Source organism: Sphingobacterium alkalisoli, from assembly GCF_005049105.1.
GTDB classification, from domain to species: Bacteria; Bacteroidota; Bacteroidia; order Sphingobacteriales; family Sphingobacteriaceae; genus Sphingobacterium; species Sphingobacterium alkalisoli.
The window spans coordinates 278,285-299,799 of sequence record NZ_SUKA01000005.1 but is presented as its reverse complement, the minus strand read 5'-3'; the positions used below and the strand labels follow the sequence as shown (position 1 = coordinate 299,799).

Sequence of the window (21,515 nt, the reverse complement as noted above, 5' to 3'; positions counted from 1 at the left end):
ATAAAACAGCAAAAAACAACTATCGGTTCATTTTTTTTTATTCTCTGCTAAATTAAGCAGTTCTGGGATTTAGTTATTGTTCCGCACGGCACTCTTGATTTCCTTCATCTCTCCATTGACTTTCACCTTCACTTTCATCGATTTAGGGGATGAAATACGGTAGTATGTCACCCTTCCATCTTTCCATTTCATATCGACCGTGAAATTTCCACGGGCTCGGAATCCCTTAAGCTGCCCACTTTCTTTCCACGCATCAGGGAGCGCCGGCAATAAATCAATCATACCATTGTGGCTTTGCAATAGCATCTCTGCTATAGCAGCTGTGGCTCCGAAATTACCGTCAATCTGCATGGGCGGATGCGCATTAAACAAATTGGGATAAGTTCCGCCCCCAGGGCCATAATTCATATCGACTTTCCTTGTAGGGGTAAGCACCTGACGCAACAATTTAAATGCCCGGTTCCCATCTAGTAATCGCGCCCAGAAAATTTGCTTATACGCAATTGCCCATCCAGTGCCATCGTCGCCACGTACCTCTAGTGATTTCTTTGCAGCTTCCGCCAATGCAGGTGTCTTAAAAGGTGAAATGAGGTCGGCCGGGAACACCCCGTATAAATGGGAGATATGCCTGTGTTGCGGATCCACTTCTTGATATTCTTCCAGCCACTCCAGAAGACGTCCATCCGACCCAATCCTTCCGGGAGGCGGAATACGTTCTAATTTAATGCGGAGCGTATCGCTAAAATCTTCATCCAACCCCAGGAGTGTCGCCGCTTCCATAACGTTGGTAAAAAGCTCCCGAGTAATCTGATGGTCAATAGTAGGCCCCATAGCGACGTTTGTATGTGTCTTACCGTCGGGCATGTAAAAGGTATTTTCCGGCGATACAGATGGACCGGTGACCAACCAGCCCGTCTGGGGGTCTTCCATTAATACACTGTTATAAAATTGTGCAGATCCTTTCAATATCGGGTAAATATTCCGTAGATAGGCCGTATCACGCGTAAAGGCGTAGTGCTCCCATAAATTGTTACATAACCAGCCTGAGCCGGCATTGGCAATTCCCCAGGATGCACTTTCTCCAGGTTCGGTAAAGCCCCATATATTGGTAATGACATGCGCAACCCAGCCGTCCGCGTTGTAGTATGCCTTCGCTGTACGTTGGCCAGGTTCTACCAAACCACGCACCAACTCCACCAGTGGAAGATTGAGTTCGCTGAGATTGGCGGCTCCCAGGTGCCAATGATTCATTTGCACATTTACATCTAGATGGTAGTCGCCATTCCAAGGCGTGTGAATCTGATTTGCCCAAAGGCCTTGCAGATTCGGTGGAAGTAAACCGATCCGTGTACTACTGATACTTAGGTACCTGCCAAACTGAAAAAATAATGCTGGCAATCCACGATCCCGTTCTGGAGTCTTCTGAAACTCTTCCAGCCGCGCATCCGTTGGAATATCCGTTCTTCCGGCTCCCAAATTAATTTGTAGGCGATTAAAAAGTTTATGATACCCCACTCCATGCTGTTTTTTTAGAGTTTTATACGACTTACCCATTGCCTGTTGCAACATTTTTTCTGTCGTCTTTAAATGATCATTTCCCTGAAAATCAGTACCAGCAGAAACAAACAGAATCACAGATGTTGCCCCACTTATAACCAGTCCTTCTTGCGTTGTCTTTTGTTTACCACCCTTCAACAATGCCCGCACCCGGGAAATATACTGCATACCTTTTCCATCGGTACCGTTGTCAAGCCGTCCTGTTAATTGTAACTCTTCTCCTACTACCTGGGTATTTCCGCGCTCTGGTCTTCGCATGGAAATCTTTAAGTTCAGTTTTCCGGCTACACTGGCCGATAGTCGGATGATGCCCACGTCGGCACCAAACGCCGTGAAATATTCTCGTTTGTAGGTTACCCCGTCCACTTCAAACATACAATTGGCTACAGCGTTGTCGATATCCAGACTACGCCGATAATTCCTCATCGTAGCAACCTTTGCTTCGGGATATTCAAACCCCAGATCCAGAAAGCCTAACATTTGGTATTTCCCCCATTGTGGCCCACCAGAACCGGGTCCCTTACATACAAAATGTTCGCTGATCAAGCGCTGAGCCTCGTCATTTCGGCCTGCTTTTAACAACCTCCGGATTTCCGGCAGGTATTTGTTTGCCTCATAGTTGTTGGCATCCTGTGGCGCCCCAGACCACAGTGTAATATCATTTAAGACAATAGACTCTTTGATTATTCCGCCATCTGGCATCATTCCTAATCGGCCATTTCCCAGGGGTAACGTTTCTTCCCATTGATTAGCAGGCGCATTATACCATAAGACATTCGGGTTGTTATTTCTTTTTGCCAAAACCCCAAATGGATAAATCGCGGTTAGAAAAAACAAAGCCACGAAAAATAAACTTTTTATTTTAACTAGCATATCGAATTATTAATCTGTTTTCGCTTTTGAAATAAGTTTGTAAAGTACAGCATCTTTGGCCGACACAGAAACCTTAAGGTCGCCACTTTCTACATCAAAAATCCCATGCTCCTCTCCGGTCAGGAAGTCCACCAATTTATAGCTCCCATTTTTCAGACCTAGCTCTAACGGTGCGAAGTTAGCTTCAAATAGATGGTTCTCGGCAAAGTTAAATGCAGCAACCAACGTCGTATCACCCGGGAGGAAAAACGAAAGCTGCTGATCCATTGTCTCTCCTTCAGAAAGTTGTAAAGGAATGAATGCTTTCGGATTTGAAAAGAATTCGGCAACGTGAGGCTGATCTAAAAAGATCTTGGCTCGGGAAGCGGTTAAGGGATCTCTATAATCCGAACCATCGCCCAATATACTGCCCATAGTCATCAATGAAATCAATCTTACTTTAACCTCCTGTTCCGTGAGATCGGGATGTTTTTGAAACTTCCTCATGACCAATACATCCATATTGGTATACGGCCACAACGTGCCCTGCACCCACCCCATATAAGAAGCGGTGATCATAGATGCGGCGGTACTGCCGTAATGTGGAAAACCAGGTTGGCTATCACGTAGATGGGAATGCACATCCGTTGAGACGAAACGTGTATGCGCATATTGGTGCGGAAACATCGGTGATATCGCCAATGTAATAAAAACATCAGGCCCCATAATAGAGTCCACCAAATGTTTAAATAACTTCATTCCGTAATTATACGCCTGCATACCACTCCGGACTTTCGGATCATACCACTTGATCGCTTCCAAGGATCCCGCCGTCACGAAATCAACCTTTATGAGTTTTGCACCGATTGCATGTGCCTTTTCAATCTGACTGATCATCGATACTTTAGTTGCTGGATGTGTAGGATCTAACGGATAAGCTCCCCATTCTCCGTCTTTAAAAGGAATAGGCTTATCTCGATGATCCCGTAGGATTACTTCCCGAAGTGGAACTTTGGTGCCCGATAAAACCGCATTGTCGATATTGTTGCTCCAGGTCCAAAGCGAAAAAGGACTACAATAAAAGCCGATTTCCTGTCCCCTTTCTCTTGCATAATCACCGATTTGTTTTAACACTTTCGTGGTATAGATCCCCTGATCATAAGAATCGATACTCAGCACGGGTCTACCAAACTGGTTCAGATTTTCCATGCTCTTTATAAAATCTACCGTTTCATAGACACCTTTGGGCATCATGATCCGCTCGTGTCCCAATACACCTTCTACTCCGAAACTGTTCCAGTACACCGGAGCAGCGCCTTTCCAAGTTAGGCTTCCGTCTACACGGGCTTGCATCTTGCCAAAATTTTTACTAGAAACCCGAAAATCAGCGGAAGCTTCCAGGTAAATCAATGGCGATCGTACCACTGTCCCAAGCATACTGCCATGTGGCATGACATCATGCGTTCCATCCTGTCCGCCGTAGTTGGCAGGTAAGCTAGGGTTATCCGGTCTCGCCGCGCCTCCAAAAATGATAAAAGATGCTAATGATCCTTTTTTATTTCCCGTAAGATAACTGATTCCTGTTTTCCAGAAATCGTGCTCCAAACTCCCTACGACAAGACCTTGATAAGACTTATTATCATAAATAAATGCGAGCTCATGACTCACACCGTCCAATGGTTTATCACCTGCCTCCGGCCAGGGTTGCGCCAACAGTTTTGTCCAATTATCGTTATCGAAAGGTAGATCTACCAGTTTGGGATAGGCCCAAGGTATTTCTGCACTGCCATTGTACTGCGCAAGTACAGCCAGCGGACTGATATTACGGGTTTCCAAAACTGTATTATCTTTCTTACTTGCTTCTACACGCAATAAAAGATAGGGGTTGTTCTTGTAAATCGTAATAGATTGTACTAAAGTAATACCTTCATGGTCTTCATGTATAAATCTAAGAAGCATACCTTCACCTATGCTGTCTTTTATCGACTCTTCTTTCAAACTGTGTCGATCGAATTGAGAGGATACTTTAATACCATAATAAACCAAATCCACATACGACACTGTATTTTTTAAGAAAGTACCATTGTTAAATGCATAATCGATGGTACCTTCATTTATATTAATAATAAGTTTACCGTTTTCCAGTTTGATCGTTCGACTTTCCAATACGGTATGTCCGTATCCACTGGTATAAAAAAACAAGAAAACGGCTAATAGCAAAAAATTATATCTATGCATAAAACAACGAATAAAAAAAAGGTATAATGATTTAATAAAACATTAATTAGCTTCAAAAAATGTAAGTTCTGTAGCGTGCAAATAACCGGCACCACCCCATGTTTCTAAGACTTTAAATCGGAGATACCTTATTTCCGGCACGCTTGCGGGCATCATAAATTTTTCTCCGGCGCGGGCATACGTTCTGTCGCCGTCACTTACCTGCCCAGATGGTAGCCCCGAAGGCTTAACTGAGGTAAATGTCTCCAATTTTGTCCATTCAGTCCAGCTGCCGTCCATATTGGGTGCCGTATCACTGCCCCATACTTCAAATACCTTAAAATTAGCCACCGCATATAATGCATTATCACGCTGCCATAGCCTGAAATGATCCAATTTCGCTGTGCGCCCCAAATCGAAGGTAAAAGACTGTGGCATTCCCGTTCCGCCGGTATGAAAACCTTCATCGGGGTTATCGCTAGTACTTTTATAATACCGATTGTTCCATAAATTGGATAATACCCAACTATATTCCTGATCGTTGTCTCCCGGAAGTAACATCGCCCTAAAGAGCGATTTATCGAGTTCTGTAATCTTGATAATAGTTGGAAAATCGGCAAACTCCGTCACATGAAAAACGTCGTAAGAATCCGGTTCCGGTTGGTAGGAAGAGCGGTACTTGATCGCTGTACCAAGCTGGTAACCCGGAATAAGGATCGTATTCACATCTGCGTCAAGTTCTGCAGTAGCCTGTTCCCCCAAAGTATTGGTATAACTGATCGTTGTCGATACATTCATCGTATCTCTTCTGTTAAAATTCAACTGAAGAGTTCCGTCTGCCAGAAATTGATAGGGATCTGAAGTATTATAGCCCCTATTCAACAGCGTTGACTCGTAGCTAGGACCATATACGCGCACGTTGTTTATGTCTTGCCCCACAGAAGCATTCCCCTCTTCGTCGTAAGCCGTGATGCTAAAGCTATATACATATTCATTCAGACCAGGAATAACGACCGTTATTTCTTCTGCTGGATCATGTGTAGTGGCTTCGACCGTCGCAGTGCCTGTACCGTTATTCCAGCGTACCACATAATTCTTGATATTCGGATCGGGACTTGGATTCCAAATCAATACCGCTCTCAAATTGCCCGCTTGATAACGTACATTTCTAACGAGGCCGGGGTACACAACCTCTTTATTATCTAAATAGTCTTTATAGTCGTCCGCATATTTCTCGCATCCCAAGAATATGCTCCCCATCATGAGGAGACCTATAATATTAAAGATGACTTTCTGTCTCATCGTAGATATTTTTAATTTAACATTAAACGTTATTCGGGGCTGCCATAAAAAGATATCTCCATGGCATTGATATAATTGAGACCTCCCCAGGTTTGTGTCGCCACAAAACGGATATATTTTACGGGAGGAGCCGCACTCGGCATAACAAAATTAACACCCTCATTAGCCCATGCATTGTCTGAAGCATTCGCGCGGTTACCCGGCAAACCAGATGGCGGATTTGGATAGGTAAAATTTCCCATATTCACCCAGTCTCCGGCTATTGTACCCGGCTCCGAACTACGTGGCAACGGTGCATCTTGCGGTTCATCTACATTAGACCCCCAAATGGTAATACCTTTTGCATTTTGGTCGGAGAACATATTCGGTAACCTATTCCATAGCACAAAGCGACTGATCTTAGCTGTCTGTCCTATGCCAAAAGTACCCACTGTTAATGGAGCCGTGGTTGTATGCCATCCGTTACCGTTTAAGCTTCCATCAAAAAAGTACCGAAGCTCCCAGCCAAATCCAATCGGCGCATCGCTTGGTAAACGGTACACGAAGAATTTGCTCTTATCCAATAGGGTTTCAAATAGCGGCACAACTTTGCTATACCTTATTTCTGATGTATTTCCAAAGCGATCGGATGTATACACCCCAAACTCCTGCTCAGTAGGTTCAAATCCGCGCAGCGATACAGCAACCGTATTGCCGCTAACATATATCGGATCCCGCTCTTCAAATTTATTTTTGGCCGGGTTAAACGCAAGCAAGTGTATTGATATAGGTGCCCCCGTAGGATTCGCCCCAATAAAACTGGCTCCACCAAAATCCGCTGCGATCTCTAATCCTTCATTGACCAGGATATAATTCGGTTTTTGAGGCTGTACCTTCACCATTACCGGATCTGATTTTACGTTAGCCCGACTTACAGCATATAAAGTCACTTCGTATTCACCCTCTTCCGCAAATCCATCGACAATAATGGTGTCCCGATAATAACTTGTTTTGGACTCTCTAATCCGATTATCGTTGATGGGATATTGGGCCAAAACATACAGCAAATTCTTCGATTGGGGTAACTTATATGTAATGCGCGCCGCTCCATTCAGGTTCTCTACTTTTATATCCGTTACGACATCGGGTTTGGACATATCATCAGATACGACCTCCACTGGAGATTCGCTTTTGCTACACGATACCGATAGTAGCGCGATCACAAAGACCAGAGGCATCACATAGGTTAGCCAGTCTGTTTTTTTTATTCGTTTTATCATAGCTCAAGTATTATAAAATGTCTACCAATAAGGGTTTTGCGTTAGATTTTCATTGACCACCACATCCGTATTGTTCAATGGCCACAAGTAATCTCTCAGTCCAAATACAGGAATAATCACCGTAGTCGGACGGTAATAACTTACCACATTTTCTTCGTTGACGTTCCATCCCTGTACTGGTCTGCCTAGTACAGACTGCAATTCTTTCCAACGACGTAAGTCCCAGCCCGCCTGTCCTTCAAAAGCCAGTTCAATGCGGCGTTCCTGCCGGATAATCTGCCGAAGACCATCTTTTGTAGTCGGCTTTGCCGGAGTTCTGGAGTAAGCCGACCAAGCCTCCCGAACACCTTCAAGGCCTGCCCGTTCACGTACTTTATCAATATAGGTATACACCTCTTCGGTCGGACTATTTTCCGCTTCATTCAGCGCTTCAGCATACAACAAATAAAGCCCTGCAAGACGGATCAACGAAATTTGGAAATTTGTAGGGGTCAATTGAGCATCGAATACTGACATATAATGGGTTAATTTTTTTGGCCAATATCCGGTAATGTTCGTCGCATTTAAACTCTTCGGACCGGCAATACCTGTTACACCCCGGGCTTGTACATGATAGGCATTTGCCTCCTGCGTCTGTCCATTTCCAAACCATATGCCACCGTCGAAACCGATAGCCGCATAAAAACGACGCTCCCGGTTGAAATGTGCCTTTACCGTCTCATAGCCTTGTTTAATATAGTGCTTATTGGCTTCATCACCCGTTTCTATGGCATACCTATTGGTATAATCCCAAGTATGGTCTTCATTGATGGGCACGCCGTTGTTTGTATAGAATAGTTCCGTCGTGGCCATGGGAACCGCCCAATTCGAGGGGTGACTATTGGACGTGCCTATTGCAAGGGTAGTCAATTTCGGGATCGTATACCCTTGATAATTAAATCCATGATTCAATGCCCATACCAGTTCTGGGTTTTCCTCCCAACGTTGGGTGATGATATTCTGCAAGGTGAGTACCTTTTTCAACTCATCGGACACGTCATTGCCTATCCCGGAGGTAGGTACATCCGTATAGAGGTGTAATCCCTGCTCTTCGCATTCATCTATAGCTTCCTTACAGGCGATCGCAGCTTTATTCCATTTTTGCGCATCATAGGAAGCCGGGAAAAGATCTCTCCCATCTTTATCTTTATAACCCGCATAATCAGGATTACCGTTAAACAGTGGGCTAGCTGCTGTTGCTAACATTTCTGCCTTTACGGCCATAGCCATAAATTTGGTGATACGCCCAAACTCCTGCGCTCGGTTTTCAATAATCGGGGGTAGATCAGGAATCGCTTCATCCATAAGGGAAATCACATAGTCAAATGATTCGTAGAGCGTAGCACGTTTGCGTTTGGTTTGCTCAACATCTACATCTACCGGATTATTATCTTTAATCAGGATCACAGGTCCATATATCCGGATTAGTATGTAGTGATAGTAAGCCTTTAAGAACTTCGTTTCCGCTGTCCATCTCTTTTTTTCATCATCCCGTAAGTCGATAGGCTTATCCATGTTCTCTAACATAATGTTACACCGTCTGATAGCTCGATACATTTCCCCCCATTTTGCCAATACCGGATTACTGCTACTTTGCGTACCGCGTATGAAATCAAATCCTGTAGAATTAAAGAACTGTGTTTCCAGAACAGGATAAACAACTTCAGCAGAAATGGTAAAACCTGGATTGTAGATTACATCTGATTGTCGCTGCATGGTAGAATAGCAACCAAACAAGTAATTTTCGGCCTCATTTCTGTTCCGGAATGCATAATCCAATGTACCTACATCATCAGGCACAATATCCAAATACTTATTACATGACAGTGCCATTGAGCTCATCAGTATAAGGCTGATTAAATGATAATATATTTTTTTCATCTTTTTTCTATTTTACAGGTTTATATTCAGCCCCACATTAAACACCCTTTGAATCGGATAAGCAAATCCATTTCCTCCCTGCTCTGGATCCCAAAGCTTAAATGAGCTGAACGTTAATAGGTTTAGACCGTTGAAATATATCCGGCAATTGGTCATTTTTAATCGTTGTGCTACATTGACGGGCAACGCATAACCTATTTCCAATGATTTTAACCGTATGAAGCTACCATCGCGCATCCACCAGGAACTGGTTTGTAAGTTATTGGCTATTTGAGCAGCATTAACACCCAAGCGTGGATATTGCGCATAGAGATCTTGATTCTCTTCCGACCAGTGACTGTCGGCGAATTCTTTTAGAACCTGCGTATTACCATAAATATATTGCTGAGGGCTCTGTACAAACGGGCTCACCCGCCAAGGATCTATAAAGAAAGATACCCGCGTCTGCCCTTGGAAGAAAGCCGATAGATCGAATCCCTTATATCCGGTAGAGAATCCGAAGCCATATACGACCTCAGGTGTGGTCGGATAGCCCATAAAAACCATATCCAAATTATCCACCCGACCATCACCATTCATATCACGGTATTTGATATCACCTCCCTGCGGCAGAATTCCCTGTATCACATTATCCCATCCATCCTGCACACTCATAATCTGTGTAGGTGAATTTCTGGCTTCTTCATCGTCCACAAATAACCGTTCTGCAATATAGCCGTAGTTTCTACTGATAGGCTGTCCTATGAATTGCCGCCAAGGTTCAGCATAATTGGGCTCTTCGACGTAGGTATATTGATTTGTCGCGTAGGTAAAATTTCCCCGGAATGATGCCCATAAACCGCTACTAAAATTTTTACTGTAATCAATTGACAAGTCCATACCCTTAGAATCAACAATACCTAAATTGGTACTTATAGCCGACTCTAAACCTTCGCTGGAAGGAATATACCTCTCCCGTAGAATATCATAACGGTGGTTTTTATACACTTCGGCAACAATATTCATGTTACCAAATAAGGTAGCCTCCGCGGCAAGATTGCTCTGACGGGAAGTTTCCCAACTAATATTATCGTTGGCATAGCTCCGGATAGTGACCCCTTTGCGTTCATATTGATTATTAAATCCAAATTGTGACCAGTTTCCACCCCCGGATAGGTCGACATTAGATAAGTAAAAGAAACGCTGACTACCGATCGCATCATTCCCGACCAAACCGTGGCTTCCCCTGATCTTCAGCTTCGTAAACCATCCATCCTTGTTCCAAAAATCTTCATTAGATGCTACCCAAGATGCACCAATGGTCGGAAAAAAACCATATCGATGTTCTTTTGCAAAGCGCTCGGAACCATTATAGCCAAAATTGAACTCCGTAAAATAGCGGTTCTTAAAGGAATAGGTCAATCTTCCGGCTAGTCCCATATTGCGATATGGCAAAGAATTATGTAAATCTGAAGCGCTGGAATATACGGTAGACTGCATGGTCCCAATAAGCGTTGAGCTCAACGTATGTGGGCCAAATGTACGGTTATAATCCGCCGCAGTCTGCAGATAGATAAACGAATTGGCATTCGGTTCGCTACGACTGTAGTTTAGGTATTCAGTAGCTACATTGTACCCAGTTGGCTGTGGATTCAACCACAATAAACTGTATTGATCCGTTAGCTCATCATAAGTATTAATATTATAGTAAAATGGACTATATGCCAGTTGTGAATCAAAATACGAACGACGATTGGTATTAAACAAAGCCTTGAATTTAAGTCCCTCTGTAATAAAACTAAAATCCTGATTCACTTCGAATTGTGCAGACATCCTTGATTCCGTAGAGCTTTTTTGACCTCGTAACAATTGAGCATAAGGATTATTGTACAAAATGCTGTTACTGCTGGTACCTCCGGCCTGTCCATTATTCCCAAATAGGATATGCTGTGCATTTCGGTTGGCCTCATCCGGTTCATAATACGCCGGAAATAAAACCGGACTGGTATGTACCGCTACATTGTATAAATCCGACGCAAAAGAACCATCCACGGTAATAGGTCCACGGTATTCATTAAAATTACCTGAAAGCCGTACGATAACTTCCGTTGTTTTCGTAATGTTTACATTCACATTGGAGCGCAACTGATAATTCTGAAAATTGACATTATTTTCGTTATTATTTCTGATATCCGTTTTCAGGACGCCATTATCTTTATTGTATGTCCCTGCTATATAATAACGGGCAACTGCACCTCCCCCGTTTAAACTTAAATTATTACGGTGCGTGATAGCACGCTTTTTAAATAACATATCGAGCCAATCGACCGCTGGATATACATAAGGATTACTTCCCGCTGCGCCGTCTAGCGTTGCTTGCGTGTTCCGAATCTTGGATGGCGAGAACGGCAACGGTAATGCCGGTGTCCGAGTCAACGAGGCTTCGTTATACAGGTGCATATATTCGATCGGATCAGACAATTCAATGGTTTTAGCGGATTCGGAGGATGAAAATTCAGAACGGAAGCTAATCTTTGCCTTACCTTCGGTTCCTTCTTTAGTACTTACCAAGATAACACCATTTGCTCCCCTAGCTCCGTACAATGCCGTAGCACTCGCATCCTTTAGGATAACAAAACTAGCAATATCATCCACATTCAGTCGTGCTAAGTCATTTGTGGATAACTCCACGTTGTCAATTAATATCAGGGGTTCCTGTCTGTATCCAAAAGTAGTAACACCACGGATAAAAAACTGCGAATTGTCCTGTCCTGGCTGCCCCGAACGCTGAAAACCAATGACGCCTGCAATCTGCCCCGCCATCGCGTTGGTCAGGTTACTGGCCGGAATCTTTAACTTGCCAGGTTCGATAGATGTTACCGAACCCACAACAGCCTCTTTCCGCTGTTTTTGACTAAATGCGGTCACTACTACCTCATCCAGGTCTGAACTGGCTTCCGTCATTACGATAGTCAGCGTCTGTCCCGATTCAGCGAGATTTACCTCTTGGGGTACAAATCCAACAAACGAAAACACAAGGATAGCATTTTGATCTACTTCCAAAACAAATCGTCCATTTTCATCTGTACGTGTTTCTAAACCAGTATTTCCTTTAGGCTTGACATTGACCCCTACGAGTTTCCTGCCCAAGGCATCTGTAACAGAGCCGGTCACAATGGCTTTAGTGTTTTGGGCACGCACTGTTAAAACAGGCAGCTGCAGTAAAACAAGAAAACAGAAACAAGCTGCATAGTAATAAATAGGTTTCATATGTATATAATTTACTGTTAATGGTCATATGGAATATTCATGTGCCCATAAATATTTCATACTTCTATTGGTTATTAAATTTATGACGGCCAACGCTATCCTTTTAAACTATTTTGTCTTTTGAAAAAAATATAATGCCTTTTGGCTTATCAATTGATTATAACTATTACTTGTAGCCAGCTACAAGTATTAACTCAAAGGTAGTCGACAAATGAACCCTATAGATGTATAATTTAGTCGATTTGATGGATTATATTATCTTAGCTCAAGCGACATCCGAATTAGCCTGCTTCGATAGGGGGATGTGTAGAGAAGAAGGAATGAACGGAAAATATAGAGTTTTTGCTAATTAATAGCTACTTTGGACAAATATTTATAGCGCTATCTAAAAAATTGAACCATGGCAGAACAAAAAGATCTCAATATTGCTATCCTAATTGATGCCGATAATGTGTCTTATACTAAAATAGAAGGTATTCTCAACGAAGTAAAAAGATACGGTATCCCGACGATAAAGAGAATTTACGGCGATTGGACCAGTTCGTACGTAGTGGGTTGGAAGGAGTCTCTATTAATACATGCGATTACCCCTATTCAACAATACAGTTATACACAAGGAAAGAATTCTACAGATTCTGCATTAATTATCGATGCAATGGATATCTTGCATTCGGATCGCGTTGATGGTTTTTGCATTGTATCAAGCGACAGTGATTTTACAAGATTGGCTACCCGGCTTAGGGAATCCGGTAAACTCGTGCTGGGTGTTGGAGAAAGAAAAACACCCAAACCTTTTATCGCATCATGCGATAAATTTATTTACGTTGAAATATTAGACAAAAGTAAGGTGGAGGATCGTCTTGAAAACACGATCAATACGAAAGAAACTATTCAAAAACAGTCTCCACTCAAGAAGACTGAGCCCGTAATAGATAAAGAGACGCTATCCCTTTTAAAAGATACCGTCAACGATACGGCTGATGAAAGCGGTTGGGCCTTTCTCGCCGAAGTCGGCGGATTGATCTTAAAAAGAAAACCTGATTTTGATCCGCGTAATTATGGCTTCATGAAATTATCCCAGTTGTTTAAATCGTTAAAATCTGATTTTGAAATTGAGGAAAAGAATACGGAAAAATCAAAAATAAAACACATCTATATCAAAAGTATCACGCATAAATCCACACGTTTATCCGATACAAACCCAACACAAAAGGCTCCTCATGGTATTATTCCCTCAGCAGGCAATAAGATAACAGCTGATGACGTACGAAAAAATCAGATTCGGATCACAAAAGATGTCAAACCTTTCTTTCCCAGCAGTAACCAAAAAATTAAAGTTTTAATCCGAAATGAATTCGAATGTACCTTTTCCCATCGCGGAGAGCGTCCACATGTTTTGCGCTTAGGAAAGGAAGCCGCCAATGAATTGGGATTAGCAGAGGGCATTACACTTGCCTTTACACGGATCGATGACAGGTATTATAAGATAGAAAAGGTAAGTTAATTATCTGAAATTTCTTCCCTTATAGAATACAGCATCCGCTTCTTCTTCATGGGTCTGCAGGCTGTGTAACCATTTGTTCATATTGTAACAGCGCGTTGCGATTACATGAATGACTTCTCCTTCTACCTGAATCTTGCCATCCACCATAAAGAGTTTGGCCTGTAATATTTCACGTCGGTATTTCTCAAACACCTTACCCCATAGCACGAGGTTGGCAAATCCTGTTTCGTCTTCTATCGTTACAAATAATACCCCTTTGGCTGTGCCGGGGCGCTGTCGTACCGTGATTATTCCACAGACTTTTACAGGCATGCCATTCTTTACAACTTTTAATTTTTCTGTTGGCACGACATGTAAAAGATCAAGCTGCTGCCGCAAAAAACTAACGGGATGCGCTTTGATCGAGAGCGACGTTGTGGCGTAATCCTGTACCACATGCTCACTGGCTGTCATCAGCGGTAGTACGATCTGTCCTTCTTTCGTGCTTTCTGAAGGTTGTCCCTCAAAAAGCGCTATTGGTCTATCCTTTAGTGCGGATACCTCCCATAAGGCCTGTCTTCGGTCTAAACCCAATGAACGAAAGCTATCTGCATCGGCCAGTCTTTCCATGGCCGCTATCGCTACAATAGAAGCTAAAGCTTCCACCGTACGGTAACCCGCCCCACGATGTGCAATCAACAATTGCACATCCTCTTCTGAAAGCCCCTTGACCTGCCTAAAACCAAGGCGCAAAGCATGGTACTTTATGCCAAATTTACCTTCTAACGTATTGTCCCAGTGGGAGTGATTGACATCTATAGGCAATACCGTAATCCCATGCCTGCGGGCATCGCTTACCAGCTGTGCAGGTTGGTAGAAACCCATAGGCTGGCTATTTAACAGGGAAGCAGCAAAGATATCGGGATAATGGTATTTGATCCAACTGGATACATATACCAATAAGGCAAAAGAGGCCGCATGACTTTCGGGAAAACCGTAACTACCAAATCCTTCCAGCTGTCGAAAAACGCGGTTGGCAAAATCTTCGGAATACCCTTTACCGACCATCCCATCCACCATCTTCCGATGAAAACGGCTCACCTCCCCTTTGGCCTTGAAGGTAGCCATGCTCCGCCGCAGCTCGTCTGCCTCTGCCGGTGTAAATCCCGCAGCCACGATAGCAATCTCCATGGCCTGCTCCTGAAACAACGGCACACCTAACGTACGCTTCAGGATATGTTTGATTTCTTCGGAAGGATAATCTACAAGTTCTTCTTTATTACGCCGACGCAGGTACGGATGCACCATATCACCCTGTATGGGTCCCGGCCGTACAATAGCCACCTCGATAACCAAATCGTAAAACTCTTTAGGCCGCAGGCGTGGCAACATAGACATCTGCGCACGACTCTCGATCTGGAATACCCCCAGTGTGTCTGCATGGCTAATCATGTCGTATACCTTAGTGTCATCCTGCGGGATATTGGCCAGGGTAAAATTTTCTCCATAATGCTGTTTGGCCAGATCAAAAGCCTTACGGATACAGGTCAGCATACCTAACCCTAATACATCCACTTTCAGAAAACCCAATGCCTCCAGGTCATCTTTGTTCCATTCCAGATTCGTACGTCCTTCCATACGGGCCGGGATAATCGGACAGAGTTCGTGCAACTTTCCCTGCGTAATGACAAATCCGCCCGTATGTTGTCCCAGCTGCCTGGGAAAGCCCATAAGTTGTTCCGATAGCTCCAGTATTTTACGAAAATGGGGATCGGCCGGGTTGAATCCCTGCTCGACAAAGTGCTCCATCTCGAGTGTTGTATCCCAATGGGAGCCTATGGCATTGGAAAGGCGGCCAAGCGCGTCCATAGATAGCCCCATCGCTTTACCCACATCACGTATCGCTCCTTTGGAACGCTCTTGGGTTACGGTCGCCACAATTGCTGCGCGGTCACGTCCATATTTTTCATAGATGTACTGGATCACCTCTTCCCGTCGCTCGTGTTCAAAATCCACGTCGATATCCGGTGGTTCATCTCTGGCATCCGACATGAAACGGGCAAATAGCAGATTGATTTTTATAGGATTGACTGAGGTGATCCCCAAACAGTAACAGATCGTAGAATTGGCTGCCGAACCACGTCCCTGACAGAGGATACCGCGTTCGCGGGCAAATCGTACATAATCATATACCGTTAGGAAATAAGAAGCATAGTTCTTTCGTGCAATAAAATCAAGCTCCATCTCAATGGTTTCTTTTATCCTCGAAGGAATATCACCTCCAAATCGAGTAGCAGCCCCTTCCCAAGTCAATTGATTCAGTTCTTCTTGTGGTGTACGTCCATCTGTCGTCAATTCTTCGGGATACACATACTTCAGTTGATCCAGCGAAAAACTACAGGCATCTGCTATTTCTGTGGTACGCGCGATAGCATCGGGATAAGCCCGAAACAGACGCTCCATTTCTTCCTTGGGTTTCAGGTAACGTTCGGCATTGGGATGCAAACGAAACCCGGCATGATGAATCGTACATTTTTCCCGTATGCAGGTCAGGATATCCTGCAATTCGCGGCGCGATGGTTCATGATAATGTATATCCCCCAATGCCACCATGGGGGTGTGAAGCCGTTGCCCCAGTTGATTGATCCGAAACAGTTTTTTGGCATCATCTCCGCGGTAAGTACGTGACGCACCCAGATAGTACTGATGCTGAAGCGCACCCCGGTATTCTTCCATATGCTGGACAAATTCGGGCTCAAGTTCAAATGAGGGAGTAAGCTGATCAGGTGGCAGCGCGATGAATTTGATACCTTGACTATGGGCATATACATCGGCCTTATAGAGGTAACATTTTCCCTTCTCAGCACGCAGATTACCAGTAGTGAGCAAGGTTGAAAGCCGTCCATATGCCGCTAGATCTGTGGGGTAAGCCAATAAACTAGGTCCATCCAACAAATCAAGCCGACAAGCCGGAATAAGACGTATCTCCTGCTTACGTGTAGCGACATGAGCCCGCACGATCCCCGCCATACTATTCCGGTCGGTCACTGCCAATGCTTTATATCCGAGCTGTGCAGCCTGTTCCACCAATTCCTCCGGATGGGAAGCACCACGAAGAAAACTGAAATTGGTGGTTACCTGTAACTCTACATACCCCATAGTCATCACGCAAAATATCCATGTAAATACCATTGATGAGAACGGTCATCGCTATAATGCCCTAAGCGGAATAACCAATACCGTCGCCCTTTCTCATCCTCTACATAATAATAATCGCGATGTTCGCCCTGGTCCATCCACCATTCCCGCTCAATCCGTTCGGGGCCATCTGCCTTTTTGATCATATGCGTCTCTCCTTTATACCGGAACAGCATCGGAGGATAATCCGGAATAGGCACCGTTACTTCTATCGGCTGAGGTATGGTAAGCAATTGCGTAGGTCGTGGACGTTCGGTAGGCCAAGAAATGGAAGGTTGTTCTTCTAGCGATGCAGCCCGTTTCACGCCCCGCTCGGGCCAGTGGTGCTCATCGGGCAGATAACGTCGGATCGATTCCTCTCCCACGCGGCCAGCTATCCGATCCAGCAGATGGCCAATTTCTACACGATCAAAGGCGTTGTCCTTATTCCACAGTCTTTCCTGCTCCATATGCAGTTCCTCCACAACCGGTGCTTCTAAGACAAAAAGTTCAATCCCTAATCCCGGTGCTATATGAGCGATTTTCTCGTTGAATAACCGAAATAGATGCTGCCTGTCGCGCGAAGGCCGATTGGTTCCAATGGCAATTTCTTGAACCTTACCATCCATACGGAATGATTTGAAGACCGCTTTTCGCAATCCTTGACCTTCTTTAAACAGCCGAGCGGTTAACGTCTCCAACAGATTATCCAAAGCAAGCTCTATTGCTTTTCGGGTGCGCACCGGTTCCATGCAGGGAAGTCGTTCCTGATACACGACTACTGGACATACCGGTTCCAGGTATTCCGGACTTGTACCCAATGCCTGCCCTATACGATCAAGCAACTGTTGCCCGAAACGACGACGTAAGGTAGTCGCAGGTAGGTGTATGAAATCGCGAACCTTTCTCATCCCCAGCTTGTACATCCGTTGGGTAACAGCATCATCCAATCGTAGTGCTGCCGGTGGCAGGGGCAATAAAGCCATCAGCAACTCACCCTCCGCAATAATCTGTCCCTCTTTTCCATAGCGCGAAACAGCCCATGCTATCCCAGGGGTGTCTGCCATCGCAGCACGTACATGATATCCGCCCGCTTTCATCTTTGTTGTAATTTCTTTTAGATAATACCCCTCTCCTTTCCAAAGGTGTGTACAGCCACTTACATCCAACAGTAACCCATCTGGTACATCCACACTTACTAGGGGTGTATAGCGGAGACACCATTCTCCCAAACGGCGGAGCAATTTTTCGGACATAGCGGCATCAAAATCAAACACCAAGAGATTAGGAAAGAGTGCTTTGGCATCAGCCAGCACCATGTTCTCCTTAATTCCTTCCGCCTCCGCTTCCGGGCTTACGGCGCGAATCAGCATTCGACCTTTTTCGGCCATGGTCAGCACAAAAGGTTCGCCCCGCAACTCAGGCTGACGAATTGCCAGCCTATCCGTGAGCAAATACGGAAACCAAATTGCGACATATCTCTTTACCATGTTCCTGTCTGTGCATAAACATCTCCCTTAGTTACTACTTGTGCATCTAGATAATGGAATTGTCCTGCAGCCCAACAAATCTGCCACGTTCCCGGTTTACCATTCCGGATCTTTTGCAGTTCCACTTGCCATGCTGGCCGGCCGATGCCGGGTAGCCCGGGATCTGAACTGCTCGGGAGCGGTCGAATATACCAACGTGACACGCAGGCCACATTTTCAATCCGTCTGGGGCGATACCGATGTAGAAAACCCGTGACCCGGCTCTGCTCTACCGCAAGCTGTAGCCTTCGGGAAGCTGTCAGGTCCATATCCCGGATTTCGCCCACTACTCCCGCTAAAGACGGACATTTTAATGCTTCTTCGATTGCCCATAGCGCATCCTTCTCCCGCGACACCTGGATGAATATCACCCGATCTGGATCTATACCAAAACCTGTAAGCGATGGCGGATACAGCTTGTTGCCTATACTTACCCATACACAAAGTCCTTTTTGTTTCATCAGCATCCCCATCAGGCAAGAAATAAATCCGCTGGACGATGCCGCCGCGGCTGCATCACTGCTAACAAATTCATGGATTGCACCTATCGGAAATATTCCTGTAGGAAAGGATTTATCCATTAGACCAAGATCGGAAAGTGGATTATTGAGGTCACTTGGCACAACGAATCCCTCTGCTGCAACAATCATCCTGCGCAGTTCCTCGATTCTATGCTTTTTATCCAATAAACCTTCCATATCCTCATTTTTTGCATATTCGCAAACCTGCGTATTTGCATCTAAGCAAAAATTCATTTACATTTGTCATTATAAATGACAAAACAACGTCATCAATAATAACAATACATAATGGAAGATGCAAAACTTTTTTTCAACACGAATCTGCGTTTCCTAAGGAATCGGAAAAAATTCAGCCAGGAATACCAGGCCCAATTGCTTGGTTTTACACGTAGTAAGTATACCGCGCTGGAAAACGGAAAGACAGAGAATCCACCACTTCTAGACCTCATAAAGATTTCTGATTTTTTTAAAGTGCCATTAGACAGCCTCCTTAAAGTAGACCTGAGCCATTGGAGTGAATTCGACCTGCGTAAAATGGAAACAGGTGCCAAAGAATATATCTCCGGTAACAATCTCCGGGTATTATCCATCACCGTGACTTCCGACAATAAGGAGAATATGGAGTACGTGCCGGTTAAAGCCAAAGCAGGGTACGCTGCAGGACATACAGATCCGGATTACCTGGCAACATTACCCAAATTTTCCTTACCCAATCTCCCCGAAGGAGCGACCTATAGGATGTTTCCTACTTCAGGTGATTCTATGCTCCCCATTCCCGAAGGAAGCGATATTGTGGCTTCCTATGTGCAGGATTGGACTACACTCAAAAGCAACAGCCTATGTATTGTGATTCTAAAAGGGGAACAGGATTTTGTATTTAAACAGGTAAGCCTACTCGAGGATGGAAAAATAAGGCTCACCTCATTGAACAGCAACTACCCCCCTTTTATAGTGCCCGTAGATGAGGTATTGGAGCTGTGGCAGTATGTGCGGCATCAGACCGATAGTGTCCCTGAACAAGAAACCGATTTACTGGAAATAAAACAACTGTTAATCGATATGCAAAAACATATCAGCAAATCGTCAATGGTCTAGCCCTCTTTTACATTTTCAATTCACCGGGGGATATCCCGTAATACTTCTTAAAGGCGCTACTGAAATTATTCTGATGGCCAAATCCAGTAAGAAGAGAGACTTCATAAACCGTATTTTGTTTGGTAAGGAGCAGAATACGTGCTTTTTCCATTCTGATCCGCGTTAGGTAATCGTGTATCGTAACAGAGAAGTATTCTTTGAAATCCTTACGTAGTTTACTTTCACTCATCATAACGACAGAAGCCAATTCCTTTTGTGTTGGTGGATTAGCAATACGTTGTTCCAGAATCTGTCTCGCCATTTCGAGTCGCTGTATATCTTCGGAATTAAATACCTCCGCTGCTGGTGTCCCTTGCTCATTATATTGTTCAAATTGATACATGAGCAGCTCGACAATACGTGACTCCGTATGCAGTCGTCGGATCTCCCCTGACTTTTTAGACTCAATTAGTTCATGGATGGTATGTTGCATTTCATACGTAGCCATAAGATCCTCTTCGGCATAAGACGTATAATAGCCTTTTTCAATATTTTTCACAAAATCACGGTGCAAGAGAGAATCCCGCTTGATGAGGTTTAGGTAATATTCTTTAGAAATCACTGCGATGAAATAACTGTATTGCACACCGGTTTTCATCTCGTGGCTAGATTTTACGGTAGGAATATAGCGGATATTATGACGGCTCATTCCATAAGGTAGTTTACTGCCCGTTGTCTTGTAAAAGATAAACTGACTGGTAATGGCCTCACCTTCCACTTCAGTATAAATATGTACAGGCTTATCAAAACTCATCTCCGTATAGAGAATAAAAAGCCCGCTGGTAGACAGCTGATAATTCGTCATGGTAAGAGGATCGCGCTTAATCTCTATTCTTTTTTCGATCAGCGGCTTATCGGGCATGTAACGATCCGGTATCTCTTCGATAAAAAGCCATTCGTCTAACTCTTCAATTTTACTCTTGATCAACATATAGCAGGATATTCCATTATTTTCAGGTTAAAGATACGGTATTTTTTGCCAGAAAGTGCAGTTATTTAAAATCTTTCTAAATAATAGGACACCTTTCAATCTGGCTTAATTGCGATCCGAAAAAGTTTCGTACGGTCTTCTTTCATTTTCTTTTCAACAATACCAGCACTTACGAACAGTCGCAATGTCTGGTAAATACAGCTCACACTCACTGTTCTTTTCATACTAATCCAAAGGTCTACGGCGTCTATCCAATCTTTTTGTAGTAGTATCTGATCAAGAATGATGTGTCGTTTTCTGGAGTACTGTAATTGCTGCTCAATACAATAATCCTGCAATAAACGATGTATATCTTCCTGTAAAGCTATTCGCATATGTTCCATA

The 21,515-nt window shown here is 44.0% G+C and carries 13 protein-coding genes; 2 read left to right on the top strand and 11 right to left on the bottom strand.

Going from position 1 to position 21,515, the window contains the following annotated elements; all coding sequences use genetic code 11:
- Window positions 1-69 precede the first annotated feature (69 nt).
- The 6 genes from FAZ19_RS16970 to FAZ19_RS16945 are packed head-to-tail and all read right to left on the bottom strand — an operon-like array spanning window position 70 to window position 12,356.
- The gene (locus tag FAZ19_RS16970; protein ID WP_136821940.1) at window positions 70-2,430 is read right to left on the bottom strand and encodes a glycoside hydrolase family 95 protein; all 2,361 of its coding nucleotides are present in this window, start codon (window positions 2,428-2,430) and stop codon (window positions 70-72) included.
- A 9-nt stretch (window positions 2,431-2,439) separates the two neighbouring features.
- Window positions 2,440-4,647 carry an alpha-amylase family protein gene (locus tag FAZ19_RS16965; RefSeq protein ID WP_136821939.1) on the bottom strand — a complete coding sequence of 736 codons (2,208 nt, stop codon included), beginning with the start codon at window positions 4,645-4,647 and terminating at the stop codon, window positions 2,440-2,442.
- Between the two features lie 42 nt (window positions 4,648-4,689).
- Window positions 4,690-5,928 (bottom strand): DUF5000 domain-containing lipoprotein, encoded by a 1,239-nt coding sequence (locus FAZ19_RS16960; protein ID WP_136821938.1) that lies wholly within the window; start codon window positions 5,926-5,928, stop codon window positions 4,690-4,692.
- A 29-nt stretch (window positions 5,929-5,957) separates the two neighbouring features.
- Window positions 5,958-7,187 carry a DUF4959 domain-containing protein gene (locus FAZ19_RS16955; protein ID WP_136821937.1) on the bottom strand — a complete coding sequence of 410 codons (1,230 nt, stop codon included), beginning with the start codon at window positions 7,185-7,187 and terminating at the stop codon, window positions 5,958-5,960.
- Between the two features lie 21 nt (window positions 7,188-7,208).
- The gene (locus FAZ19_RS16950; protein ID WP_136821936.1) at window positions 7,209-9,107 is read right to left on the bottom strand and encodes a RagB/SusD family nutrient uptake outer membrane protein; all 1,899 of its coding nucleotides are present in this window, start codon (window positions 9,105-9,107) and stop codon (window positions 7,209-7,211) included.
- 12 nt (window positions 9,108-9,119) lie between these two features.
- Window positions 9,120-12,356, bottom strand: coding sequence for a SusC/RagA family TonB-linked outer membrane protein (locus FAZ19_RS16945; protein ID WP_136821935.1), 3,237 nt, complete (start codon window positions 12,354-12,356; stop codon window positions 9,120-9,122).
- A 400-nt stretch (window positions 12,357-12,756) separates the two neighbouring features.
- Between FAZ19_RS16945 and FAZ19_RS16940 the strand changes: the two genes are divergently transcribed.
- Window positions 12,757-13,860, top strand: a complete 1,104-nt coding sequence (locus FAZ19_RS16940) for an NYN domain-containing protein (protein WP_136821934.1) — start codon at window positions 12,757-12,759, stop codon at window positions 13,858-13,860.
- Here the strand turns inward: FAZ19_RS16940 and FAZ19_RS16935 are convergent, their stop codons facing one another.
- From FAZ19_RS16935 to FAZ19_RS16925, 3 genes are read right to left on the bottom strand one after another with little or no spacing between them, the layout of a single operon-like run.
- A complete protein-coding gene (locus FAZ19_RS16935) occupies window positions 13,861-16,998 on the bottom strand; it encodes an error-prone DNA polymerase (RefSeq protein WP_136821933.1) in 3,138 nt (1,045 codons plus the stop codon). It lies immediately after the preceding gene.
- Between the two features lie 5 nt (window positions 16,999-17,003).
- Window positions 17,004-18,506, bottom strand: a complete 1,503-nt coding sequence (locus tag FAZ19_RS16930; RefSeq protein ID WP_136821932.1) for a Y-family DNA polymerase — start codon at window positions 18,504-18,506, stop codon at window positions 17,004-17,006.
- Window positions 18,500-19,300, bottom strand: a complete 801-nt coding sequence (locus tag FAZ19_RS16925; RefSeq protein WP_136821931.1) for an ImuA family protein — start codon at window positions 19,298-19,300, stop codon at window positions 18,500-18,502. The genes FAZ19_RS16930 and FAZ19_RS16925 overlap by 7 nt, the downstream gene beginning before the upstream one ends.
- 54 nt (window positions 19,301-19,354) lie before the next feature.
- Between FAZ19_RS16925 and FAZ19_RS16920 the strand changes: the two genes are divergently transcribed.
- On the top strand, window positions 19,355-20,161 hold the full coding sequence (locus FAZ19_RS16920; protein WP_136821930.1) for an XRE family transcriptional regulator: 807 nt from the start codon (window positions 19,355-19,357) through the stop codon (window positions 20,159-20,161).
- Window positions 20,162-20,168: 7 nt separating this feature from the next.
- Here FAZ19_RS16920 and FAZ19_RS16915 read toward each other — a convergent pair whose 3' ends face one another.
- Window positions 20,169-21,131: a helix-turn-helix transcriptional regulator gene (locus tag FAZ19_RS16915; protein WP_136821929.1), complete on the bottom strand. Its 963-nt coding sequence runs from the start codon at window positions 21,129-21,131 to the stop codon at window positions 20,169-20,171.
- Window positions 21,132-21,226: 95 nt separating this feature from the next.
- The gene (locus FAZ19_RS16910; RefSeq protein WP_229707619.1) at window positions 21,227-21,505 is read right to left on the bottom strand and encodes a transcriptional repressor; all 279 of its coding nucleotides are present in this window, start codon (window positions 21,503-21,505) and stop codon (window positions 21,227-21,229) included.
- Window positions 21,506-21,515: the final 10 nt, after the last annotated feature.

Bases quoted from the DNA above. Each gene is read 5' to 3' on its own strand.
- FAZ19_RS16970 (WP_136821940.1), bottom strand. From the start codon at position 2,430: ATGCTAGTTAAAATAAAAAGTTTATTTTTCGTGGCTTTGTTTTTTCTA.
- FAZ19_RS16965 (WP_136821939.1), bottom strand. From the start codon at position 4,647: ATGCATAGATATAATTTTTTGCTATTAGCCGTTTTCTTGTTTTTTTAT.
- FAZ19_RS16960 (WP_136821938.1), bottom strand. From the start codon at position 5,928: ATGAGACAGAAAGTCATCTTTAATATTATAGGTCTCCTCATGATGGGG.
- FAZ19_RS16955 (WP_136821937.1), bottom strand. From the start codon at position 7,187: ATGATAAAACGAATAAAAAAAACAGACTGGCTAACCTATGTGATGCCT.
- FAZ19_RS16950 (WP_136821936.1), bottom strand. From the start codon at position 9,107: ATGAAAAAAATATATTATCATTTAATCAGCCTTATACTGATGAGCTCA.
- FAZ19_RS16945 (WP_136821935.1), bottom strand. From the start codon at position 12,356: ATGAAACCTATTTATTACTATGCAGCTTGTTTCTGTTTTCTTGTTTTA.
- FAZ19_RS16940 (WP_136821934.1), top strand. From the start codon at position 12,757: ATGGCAGAACAAAAAGATCTCAATATTGCTATCCTAATTGATGCCGAT.
- FAZ19_RS16935 (WP_136821933.1), bottom strand. From the start codon at position 16,998: ATGGGGTATGTAGAGTTACAGGTAACCACCAATTTCAGTTTTCTTCGT.
- FAZ19_RS16930 (WP_136821932.1), bottom strand. From the start codon at position 18,506: ATGGTAAAGAGATATGTCGCAATTTGGTTTCCGTATTTGCTCACGGAT.
- FAZ19_RS16925 (WP_136821931.1), bottom strand. From the start codon at position 19,300: ATGAATTTTTGCTTAGATGCAAATACGCAGGTTTGCGAATATGCAAAA.
- FAZ19_RS16920 (WP_136821930.1), top strand. From the start codon at position 19,355: ATGGAAGATGCAAAACTTTTTTTCAACACGAATCTGCGTTTCCTAAGG.
- FAZ19_RS16915 (WP_136821929.1), bottom strand. From the start codon at position 21,131: ATGTTGATCAAGAGTAAAATTGAAGAGTTAGACGAATGGCTTTTTATC.
- FAZ19_RS16910 (WP_229707619.1), bottom strand. From the start codon at position 21,505: ATGCGAATAGCTTTACAGGAAGATATACATCGTTTATTGCAGGATTAT.